Annotated in this window: 8 protein-coding genes and 1 tRNA gene; 3 read left to right on the top strand and 6 right to left on the bottom strand. The window is 62.7% G+C overall.

Translation table 11 applies throughout. The annotated features are described in order from the left end of the window. Positions 1-138: 138 nt before the first annotated feature. A tRNA-Arg gene (locus RTQ46_RS24170) sits at positions 139-215 on the bottom strand. Between the two features lie 382 nt (positions 216-597). Between RTQ46_RS24170 and RTQ46_RS24165 the strand changes: the two genes are divergently transcribed. Then, entirely contained in the window at positions 598-3,096 is a 2,499-nt protein-coding gene (locus RTQ46_RS24165) for an ATP-binding protein (RefSeq protein WP_312440143.1), read from the top strand. 310 nt (positions 3,097-3,406) lie between these two features. Next, positions 3,407-4,384: a diguanylate cyclase domain-containing protein gene (locus tag RTQ46_RS24160; protein WP_312440142.1), complete on the top strand. Its 978-nt coding sequence runs from the start codon at positions 3,407-3,409 to the stop codon at positions 4,382-4,384. A gap of 85 nt (positions 4,385-4,469) precedes the next feature. On the opposite strand, the gene RTQ46_RS24155 is transcribed toward RTQ46_RS24160, so the two are convergent. Then, a complete protein-coding gene (locus tag RTQ46_RS24155; protein WP_312440141.1) occupies positions 4,470-4,871 on the bottom strand; it encodes a hypothetical protein in 402 nt (133 codons plus the stop codon). Between the two features lie 293 nt (positions 4,872-5,164). On the opposite strand from RTQ46_RS24155, the gene RTQ46_RS24150 reads away from it, so the two are divergent. Beyond that, complete coding sequence (locus RTQ46_RS24150; protein WP_312440140.1) at positions 5,165-5,878, top strand: ATP-binding protein; 714 nt, start codon at positions 5,165-5,167, stop codon at positions 5,876-5,878. 21 nt (positions 5,879-5,899) lie between these two features. Here RTQ46_RS24150 and RTQ46_RS24145 read toward each other — a convergent pair whose 3' ends face one another. From RTQ46_RS24145 to RTQ46_RS24130, 4 genes are all read right to left on the bottom strand, one after another. Then, positions 5,900-6,406: a DUF6265 family protein gene (locus RTQ46_RS24145; RefSeq protein ID WP_312440139.1), complete on the bottom strand. Its 507-nt coding sequence runs from the start codon at positions 6,404-6,406 to the stop codon at positions 5,900-5,902. A gap of 31 nt (positions 6,407-6,437) precedes the next feature. Continuing rightward, the gene (locus tag RTQ46_RS24140; protein WP_312440138.1) at positions 6,438-7,736 is read right to left on the bottom strand and encodes an NAD(P)/FAD-dependent oxidoreductase; all 1,299 of its coding nucleotides are present in this window, start codon (positions 7,734-7,736) and stop codon (positions 6,438-6,440) included. Positions 7,737-7,757: 21 nt separating this feature from the next. Continuing rightward, complete coding sequence (locus tag RTQ46_RS24135) at positions 7,758-8,297, bottom strand: hypothetical protein (protein ID WP_312440137.1); 540 nt, start codon at positions 8,295-8,297, stop codon at positions 7,758-7,760. Positions 8,298-8,387: 90 nt separating this feature from the next. Continuing rightward, entirely contained in the window at positions 8,388-10,028 is a 1,641-nt protein-coding gene (locus RTQ46_RS24130; protein ID WP_312440136.1) for a methyl-accepting chemotaxis protein, read from the bottom strand. Between the last annotated feature and the right edge of the window lie 215 nt (positions 10,029-10,243).

Genomic DNA, 10,243 nt, shown 5'->3' with positions numbered 1-10,243 from the left:
ACCCACGACCCCTTGGTTCGTAGCCAAGTACTCTATCCAGCTGAGCTACAGCCGCAAAACTTGCTCACTTACTCTTCACCATACTGCATGAAGTCACAACCTTCAACCAAAACCTGTACCACAGGTTCCGGGTCATACTGGTGCGGCTGGCAGGAATTGAACCCACGACCCCTTGGTTCGTAGCCAAGTACTCTATCCAGCTGAGCTACAGCCGCGCAGGCAAACATTATAGCGTATTCGTTTCGCTTTGAAAAGTTCGATTTTTCAATCGCTTAGCGGTGTTTTGCAAAACTGCTGCCCAGCACCGCCAACTCTTTTCACTGCCGAAAAGCTTGCGCCATTCGCACTGGATTTCAGCTAGCGCCGAGGTTTCCAGTACATCGAGAAGTTGCTGTCTCGAAAGAAGCGGGATTATAGGGACTGCATCCTGCTCTGTCCAGTGCTATCTGCACAACGAGGCTGAATCAGGCCCCGCAGGCCATGTGATCGACAGCGCCAAAGCGTAATCTTCTGGCAAGGGCAAGCGTGTGCAGGCCAATCCGTGCTTGGGGATACAATGGCCGCAAGATAGACAGATGTTGGCACACAGGATTTCTGATGGTTAAGCATGACCACAAGCAAGATCTGCCTTATCCGGCACAGCCGCTGAGCTTGTCGGATGAAGGCATCGCCAATGTGCTGGAAGGCATCACGGATGGCTTCAGCGTGCTCGATGCCGACTGGAACATCCTTTATATCAACGCGCGCGGCGCCGACATGCTGGCGCCGCAGCGCTCTCCCGGCGTGCCGCTGGCCGGTGCCAATCTGTGGCAGGCCTGCCCCGACATGCTGGGCACGGAGCTGGAAATGCAATACCGGCGCGCCATGGCGCAGCAGCAAAGCTGCAGCTTCGAGCTGCGCCACGCGCCGCTGGGACGCTGGCTGGAAGTGCGTATCTTCGCTTCCGCCGATGGCCTGACCACCTATATCCATGATATCAGCGAGCGCAAGGCCGCCGAAGACAGCCTGCGCCAGAGCGAGGAAGACTTGCGCGCACTGGCCGACTCGATACCGCAGCTGGCCTGGATCGCCAGCTTCGACGGCACCATGAGCTGGTACAACCAGCGCTGGCATGACTACACGGGCACCACGCCCGATGAAATGGCTGGCGACGGCTGGGACACGGCCTACGATCCGCACTACCTGCCGCAAATGCTGGCGGGCTGGAAAGCGGCGCTGCAAGGCGGCACGCCGTTTGAAATGGAGTTCCCGATCCGCGGCAGCAATGGCCAGTACCGCTGGTTCCTGACGCGCGCCAATCCCGTGCACCGGGGCGGACAGTTGCTGCGCTGGTTCGGCACCAGCACCGATGTCGACGAAGTCAAGCATGTCGAGGAAGCGCTGCGCGATGAAACGCGGGTGCTCGAATTGCTCAACAATACCGGCACCACGCTGGCCAGCACGCTGGACCTGCCCTCGCTGCTGCAAGAGACCGTCGATGCCGCCACCCGCATCAGCGGCGCGCGCTTTGGCGCCTTTTATTACGATGCAGAACATGAGGGGCATGTGGCGCACGAGCACGGCGGCAACAGCGAACCGCTGCTGCCGGTGGCGCAGGCGGTCAGCGGCATGACCGCGCGCGAGGCCGAAGCCATCGCCGCCGAACTGCGCCTGGGTCCGGCCATGCGCCACAACGATCTGCAGACGGCGCCCGACGGCAACGCCTCCGGCGCGCCCATCGTGCGCAGCTGCATGAGCCTGCCGGTGCGCTCGCGCTCGGGCCAGCTGCTGGGCCGCCTGCTGCTTGGCCATCCGCAGCCCGGCATGTTCAGCCTGCGCAGCGAACGCATCGTGGCGGCAATTGCCGCCCAGGCCGCCGTCGCGCTCGACAATACCCGTTTATATGTGGAAGCGCGGCGCGCCGCCGAAGAGCGCAAGGTGCTGCTCGACAGCGAACGCGAGGCGCGCGCCGAGGCCGAGCGTACCAACCAGCTGAAAGATGAATTCCTCGCTACCCTGTCGCACGAACTGCGCACGCCGCTGTCGGCCATCCTGGGCTGGGCCCAGGTACTGCGGCGCGGCACGCGCGACCAGGCCGACCTGCACCGCGGACTGAACAGCATCGAGCGCAATGCGCGCGCGCAGGCGCAGCTGATCGAAGACCTGCTCGACATGAGCCGCATCACGTCCGACAAGGTGATGCTCGACATGCAGACCATCGTGCCGGCCACCGTGATCGCCTCGGCCATCGAAACCCTGCGCCCGGCTGCCGACGCCAAGCATATCAGCCTCAATACGGACATCGCCGCCAACGCCGGCACCATGATGGGCGACCCCAGCCGCATGCAGCAGGTGATCTGGAACCTGCTGTCGAATGCGCTGAAATTCACGCCCCAAGGTGGCCAGGTCGATATCCGCGTGGCGCGCGACGGCAACCGCCTGCTGCTGACCATCGCCGACAATGGCGTGGGCATCCGCGCAGACTTCCTGCCGCATGTATTCGACCGCTTCCGCCAGGCAGACGCCTCGACCACGCGCAAGCACGGCGGACTCGGGCTGGGCCTGGCGATCGTCAAGCATCTGGTGGAGCAGCACGGCGGCACGGTTGCCGTCAGTAGCCCCGGTGAAATGCAGGGCGCCACGTTTACCGTGCGCCTGCCTGCGAACAGCCTGGCGCCTGCCGCGCGCGAAGCGGGCGTTGCCCCGGCCGCGCCGCACGACCTGGCCGGCGTCAGGGTACTGGTGGTCGATGACGAGCCCGACGCACGTGAACTGGCCGAACGCATCCTGTGCGACGCCCATGCCGAGGTGCAGAGCGCCGCCAATGCCAGCGAAGCGCTGCGCCTGCTGGCCAGCGCACGGCCAGACGTGCTGGTCAGCGATATCGGCATGCCCGATGTGGACGGCTTTGAACTGCTGGCGCTGGTGCGCGCGCGCGCCGACGGCGGCGACCTGCCGGCGCTGGCGCTGACCGCGTTTGCCCGGCCGCAGGACCGGCAACGTGCCCTGGAGAGCGGTTTTCAGGCCTACCTGGTCAAGCCGCTCGACCCGAATGAACTGCTGGCCACGGTTGCGCAGCTGGCGTCGGCGGAACAATTGAAAAACAAGCAGGATTGATGCAGGATAGTTAATACAAAGAAATAAATAAATATAGTTAGAAATTTATCAATGATGGGTTAAACTTCCTACTTTCAGACGCGGCCCTGTCCTACAAGCAACATCGACACCGTTTGCTACACTGAAATGGATAAGCGCAGCTATATACAAGCCGAGCGACGCCACCTTGCAAGTCAAGGATAAACCGGACTGATCCGCTTTCGTGCGCCCCATCTTGATGCAAGACGCTACCATCATCGCGCTCTTCTGCTGGCCGCCTTCGCCGTGGATGATGCCTGCGATGACCTAACAGAATTCACCGAGACTACTTATGCCCAGCCAAGATGAAATTTTGAAAGCCAAAATTTTGGTCGTCGACGACTCGCCCGACAATGTCGACCTGATGCTGGAGATCCTGCGTGACGCTGGCTACAGCAACGTCACTGCCACCATGCGGCCAGCCGAAGTGTGCCCGCTGCATGAAGAACATTGCTACGACCTGATCCTGCTGGACCTGCAGATGCCCGAATTGAACGGTTTCCAGGTCATGAAAGGCCTGAAGGAAATCGAGCATGGCGGCTACTTGCCGGTGCTGGCGCTGACGGCGCAGCCAAGTTTCAAGATTGCTGCGCTGGAAGCGGGCGCGCGCGACTTCATCAGCAAACCATTCGACCTGATGGAAGTGCACAAGCGCATCCACAACATGCTCGAAGTGCGTCTGCTGTACAAGGAACTGGCGCAATACAGCAAGCAGCAGCAGGAGCTGGCGCTGCACGACCCCTTGACGGGCCTGCCCAATCGCCGCCTGCTGGAGGACCGCATCGAACACACGCTGCAGCACTCGGCGCGCGTGCGCGGCAAGTCGGCCATCCTGTACCTGGACCTGGACGGCTTCAAGGCCATCAACGACAGTTATGGCCACGCGTATGGCGACGAAATCCTGAAAATGGTGGCCGAGCGCCTGGTGGGCGCCTCGCGCAAGGAAGATACCGTGGCGCGCATCGGCGGCGATGAATTCGTCATCGTGCTGGGCAACCTGGCCGGCAAGGGCGACGCGCGCGAGCCGGCAGCCAAGCTGATCGAGGTCATTTCCGAGCCCTATTTCATTAACGACCTGACCTTGCGCCTGTCGACCAGCATCGGCATCAGCATCTATCCCGACGACGCCACCACCGTCGAAGCGCTGCTCAGCGCGGCCGACACCGCCCTGTACGAAGCCAAGCGGGCCGGCAAGAACCGTTATTGCTGCGCACCGCACGACGTGGCGGTCAGCCAGGTCAGCAAGCATGGCGTGGGCTCGATTGCCTGACACCTTCACGGCCTGGCTTTGCCCATGAAAAAACCGGGATGTCGCCATGGCGGCATCCCGGTTTTTTCATCTTGCAGCGTATTGCTTACTTGGTCTTCTTGCCGGCCGTCACTTCATGCTTGCCGGCATGCTGATGGTCGAGCTGGGCGCTGACTTTTTCCGGCGCTACCTCAATGCGCGTAATGCCGGCGTCGACCGAAATCGGGTCGCTGGCTGGAAAGGTCATTTCGACGGCATCATCGAGCAGCTCTTCCTTGGCTTTTTCTTCGCCCGTCATGCCCTCCTCGTCGGCCAGGATGGCCAGCGCGCTGGCCCATTTGACGAAGTTCAGGTTGGCCAGTTCGCGCACCGTGGTCACGCCGAAAGCCTGGGTCAGGGCCTTGGCATCCTTGGCGCTGACGCCGCGCAGGGCGCTGATGGGCGCATTGACGATATCGCGGAAGCTTTTGGCACAGTATTCTTGATCAACAATGGTATCGATATTCATGGCATATCCTTTCGTTTGGGTGGGGGCCGGTCCTGCGCCCGAGCCGCAATGGCGGCAACTGCCGCATCTGCTGCATGGCTTGCGCACAACCTTACTATGGCAGGCACGGGCAAACGGGTATGTGCGCAACCGTACGCAAGGGACACTGTCCCACCTGGCTGTCGCGCATCAGGGCGAACTTGCCGGCAAACCAGAAATTTTCCTGCCATGCGCCCTGTCAAGCGATCCTCATGTATGATCCAGACTAAAATCACGTCGAATACTTTTATCATTCTTTCTATTCCCGGGGCTCCATGTCCGCACAAACCGATCAGAGCAAGGAAGTGGGCCACCCAGATACGGCACGCGCCGCCGATCTCAGCGAATTGCTGGGACACACCAATACCAGCTGGGACAACGAGCGGCGCGCCCTGTCGCGCCAGTTGCACGACAGTCTCGGCTCCTCGCTGACAGCACTGACCATGCACCTGTCGCTGCTGACGCAGAAAATGCCGCAGGAAGCGCCGCTGCTGGACCGCGCCGCCACCATGAAACAGTTGCTGCTCAATGTGATTGAAACCAATCGCCAGATGCAGATCAAACTGTGGAATGACAAGCTGGAGTTCTTGGGCGTCAACGTGGCCCTGAGCGAACTGGCGGCGCAATTTGCCGAACAGCACAAGCTCAGCGTGCGCTGCAGCCTGCCCGAAGATGAACTGGTGTGCCCGCGCGATGCGGGCGTGGCGCTGTTGCGCACGCTGGAAGAAGCGCTGCGCAATGTCGCCGCCCATGCGCAGGCGACGGAAGTGGACGTGATCGTCGACGACAATGACGAAGAATTGATGATTACCGTCAAGGACAATGGCGTCGGCCTGCCCGCCAGCCTGCCGGACGACCTGCACAAGCATGGCTTGCGCGCCGTGCGCGAGCGTGTGGCCTACCTGGGCGGCACGCTGACCCTGGCCGCCAACCCGCAGGGCGGCACGGCCGTCACTGTCGTCATCCCGCGCGCGGCAGCCGCCCAATAATCGGGCAAACTCGGTTTTCCGTCATTTGCGCGCCTCGCACGCGGTGCGCGTCATCGGAAAGTGTATCGTGGTCAGCTTGCCTTTCAGCGTACCCATGATACTGGCATGCACCTTGCGATCGCTGTCGTGGCGATAGGTGATACGGCTGGGAAAAGGATTATCGAGGTTGGCGAAAACGAATTCGTTCGGCTTGTCCTGCCGCAACAGATTGAATTCCACTGGCGCCTCGCCCCCTGACTGCACGATATAGGCCAGCTGGCCCGGCACCGTCAGGCGGATCTGCACGAATTCAAACGCGGTGGTCTTGCCGCCCTTGACGGTGCGGCTGGCGCCCAGGATGGTGCCGCCGGCCGCCGTGCTCCACTGCTCGCCGGAACCCGGCTCGGCACCGTCAACCTGCCAGCAGCCCGCGAGCCAGGCCAGCCTGGCCACCGTTTCCGGCGGCGGCGCTGGCCTGGCGGCGGCGTGGGCCACGCCCCACCCTGAACACAACGCTGCGGCAATCGCCGTACTCAACAATCGTTTCATGTTATCTCCAGTAGTGGGCAAGGCCAGGGTATCAGTGCAGCTTGACCTGTGGCGTGCTGCGCTTGATCAGGAAGCGGCCCATGGCCATCACGGCCGTGCGCACGGTACCGAGCACCGCATTGTGGTGCATCAGGTGCAGGCTCACATACATCATGCGCGCCACGAACCCTTCCACGAACCAGCTCAGGCCCTTGAGCGAACCCATCAGGGTACCGACCGAGGTGGTGCGGCCGAACGATACCAGCGAACCGTAATCGAGATACTCGTACGGTTTGGTTTGCGGCGGCTTGCCCTTCGCTTGCAGCAGGAAGGTCTTGAGCAGGTAATCGGCCTGCTGGTGGGCGGCCTGGGCGCGCGGCGGTACCGGCTTGCCATTGGCGCCCATGCAGGCGGCGCAATCGCCCAGCGCATAGATATTCGCGTGGCCCTGCACATTGAGCATGCCCGTCACTTCGATCTGGCCGCCGCGGTTGACCGGCAATCCCAGCGTGGCCAGGAATTCCGGCGCGCGGATGCCGGCGGCCCACACCACGATATCGGCAGCATAGCTGGTGCCGGTGGCGACATTGACCTTGTCGGCCTCGATCGAGGTGACGCGCGTGTCGGCCGCCACCGTGATGCCATGCTGGAACAGCAGCTTGGAGGCCGCCAGCGACACGCGTTCAGGCAGCGGCGCCAGGATGCGCGGCGCGCCTTCGAGCAGGGTGATGCGCACGTCCTTGATGGCGTTCAGGTTCTGGAAGCCATAGGCGGCATACACGCCGCTCGCCTCGCGCAATTCGGCCGCCAGCTCGACGCCCGTGGCGCCGCCGCCGATAATGACGATGTCGACGCCGGGATGGCCCGCGTCGCCCTGGCGCTGCTCGGCCATGGCCAGCAGTTTCAGCAGGGTCAGGCGGAAGCGCTCGGCATCTTCGGTGGCGTTCAGCGAAATCGTGTTTTCCTGCGCACCCGGCACGCCGAAGTAATTCGAGGTGCTGCCGACGGCCAGCACCAGCTGGTCGTAGCTGATGGTGCGCTGCGGCAGCAGCTGCTCATCCTTGTCGGAGGCAATCGCGCCCACCGTCAGGCTGTTAGATGGCGCGTCGAGCGCGACCAGGGGACCATACACATAGGTAAAGCCATTGTCATGGGCCAGCATCTGGTACGACAGCCCCTCCTGGTGGATATCGAGCGTGCCGGCCGCCACTTCGTGCAGCGACGGCTTCCAGATATGGTAAAGGCGGCTGTCGACCAGTGTCACCTGGCCGGCGCCGAGCTTGCGGCTGAGTTTGCAGGCAAGCTCAAGGCCTCCTGCCCCGCCACCGACGATAACGATTTTACTGTGCAAAGATCCTCCTGATGTGATTGCTTAATTCCTGTGTCCATTGTCCCGGTGATCGTTGCCGCGGCCATGGCCCCTGTCATTGCCGTGGTGGTTGCCAGGGCGGTTGTCATGGTGGTCCCGGTCCCGGTCCGGGCCACGGTCATGGCCGCGATCAGGTCCACGGCCGGGACCGTGGTCCGGACGGCCATGGTGCTGCGGCTGCGGGCGATGCATGGGCGGACGCGCATGCTGCTGGCGATAGCGCGGCGCATATTGGTTGTTATACCAACTATCCTGGACGAAATAGACTTCTTGGTTACAGGCATTATACCGGCGGCAGTGCTTCGACCAGTTTCTGGCATGGCCGGGCGGCACGCGCAGGTAGATCGGGCGCGCCTGCACATAGCGTGCGCGCTCGACAATCACGGGCTGGGCGTAGATCAATTGCGGCGCAGGATAATCGCCCACATCGATACGCCCGTAGAAGCCGGGCTGGCCGATGCTGACCGTGACGGCGGCCGAGGCAGTGGTGACAGCGGTGGTGGCAGCGAGCAGCAGGCCGGCGGCAATAAACAGGTTTTTCATGAGGACACTCCTTGACTTGGTGTCCCGATTGTAGCGCTTGCGCCAAAAGCTTGTTTGTTCGCAAGGACACATATGGCCCTGCGGCCGTTCTTATGCGATGCGACGCACCGGGCGCGGCGCGGCACCGGCCGGCCGGCGCAAGGTCGTGACATTGCTGGCCGGCGCCGTCTGGGTGGCATGGGTGCCGCTCAGACGAAACACGCTGACCACCTCGTTCAGGGCGGTAGCCTGGTCCTGCATCGATTCGGCGGCAGCGGCCGCCTGCTCCACCAGCGCCGCGTTCTGCTGGGTGACCTGGTCCATCTGCACGATGGCCATGTTGACCTGCTCGATGCCGGCGCTCTGTTCGCTGCTGGCGGCGGTGATTTCCTGCATGATGTCGGCCACGCGGCGCACGCTGCCCACCACCTCGTCCATCGTCAGGCCGGCGTCGCGCACCAGTTTGCTGCCGATTTCCACCTGCTCGACCGAGTCGCCGATCAGCGCCTTGATCTCTTTCGCGGCACTGGCCGAGCGCTGCGCCAGATTGCGCACTTCGGCAGCCACCACGGCAAAGCCGCGCCCTTCCTCGCCGGCCCGCGCCGCTTCCACGGCCGCATTGAGCGCCAGGATATTGGTCTGGAAGGCGATGCCGTCGATCACGCTGATGATATCGACGATCTTGCGCGACGAGGCATTGATCGACTCCATCGTCTGCACCACTTGCCCCACGACGGCGCCGCCCTTGCTGGCCACGTCCGAGGCGGCGCCGGCCAGCGTATTGGCCTGGCGCGCATTGTCGGCATTCTGGCGCACGGTCGAGGTCAGCTCCTCCATCGACGACGCGGTTTCTTCCAGCGAGCTGGCCTGCTCTTCCGTGCGCGACGACAAGTCCAGGTTGCCCTGCGCAATTTCGCTCGACGCCGTGGTGATGGTATCGGTGCCGGCGCGCACCTGGCTGACGATGCCGACCAGCTTGTCGCGCATGGTTTTCATGGCAAACAGCAGGCTGGCGCTGTCGCCGTTGCGCGTGGCAATCTCGACCGTCAGGTCGCCTTCGGCAATCGCGCCGGCGATATCGGCCGCATAGCCAGGTTCGCCGCCCAGCTGGCGCGTCAGGCCGCGCGTGATCAGCGCACCGAGCGACAGGCCGGCCGCCACGCTGCCCAGCACCAGTGCAAGCATGAAGCTGCGGCTGGTCTGGTAGACGCTGGACGCCTGCTCGGCCGCTTCCTTGGCGCGCACTTCCTTCTGCTGCGACAGCTTGTCGAGCACGCTGTCGAGCTCATTTGCATGTTCGCGCGTTTTATTGAGCAGCGCCACCAGTTCCGGGCTGCGCTGCGCCAGCGGCTCGGCCGCAGCCAGCGCCAGCACCTGGCTCATCGAGCTGGCATATTCGACCTCCACCACGGCAAAGCGGGCAAACAGTTCCTTGGCGGCTGGCGTGACAAACAGTGGCTGGGCCTTGGCCAGGCTGGCCTTGTTGGCGGCGAGAAATTTGGCAATATCGGCCTGGCGCGTGGCGCGTTCTTCGGCCGTGGTGGCCAGCAGGAAGTTGCTGCGCGCGCGGCCCACCTTGATCAGCGCGATATTGGCTTCCTTGATATGCGACAGTCCCAGCAGCTCATTGTGGTACATCTGGCCGGCCATGGTGTCGATCTTGCCCATGTTATAGATGCCGATGCCGGCCACGATGGCGCCCAGCAGCGCCACGCAAAAGAACGCCGCCAGCAAGCGGGTTCCAACTTTCATTTGATTTAACATGCTCTCTCCAGTATTCGGTCATGGACGCACGCAGCGTCAGTCCTGCCGGGCCGCATGGCAAGCAGGATAGGTATGCGTCGAATATAAGGAAAAAACATCGCCAACAAAAGCGCGGATTGTCACGGCAGCGACAATTCATTGATGCGGCGCAACACATTCTGCGGCTTTCCGTGCTAGCCAAGCCGCATTGTTAACTGTTATAA

It is taken from the genome of Janthinobacterium sp., from assembly GCF_031995485.1.
Lineage (GTDB): Bacteria > Pseudomonadota > Gammaproteobacteria > Burkholderiales > Burkholderiaceae_D > Janthinobacterium.
This window is presented reverse-complemented; position numbering and strand designations above follow the sequence as displayed.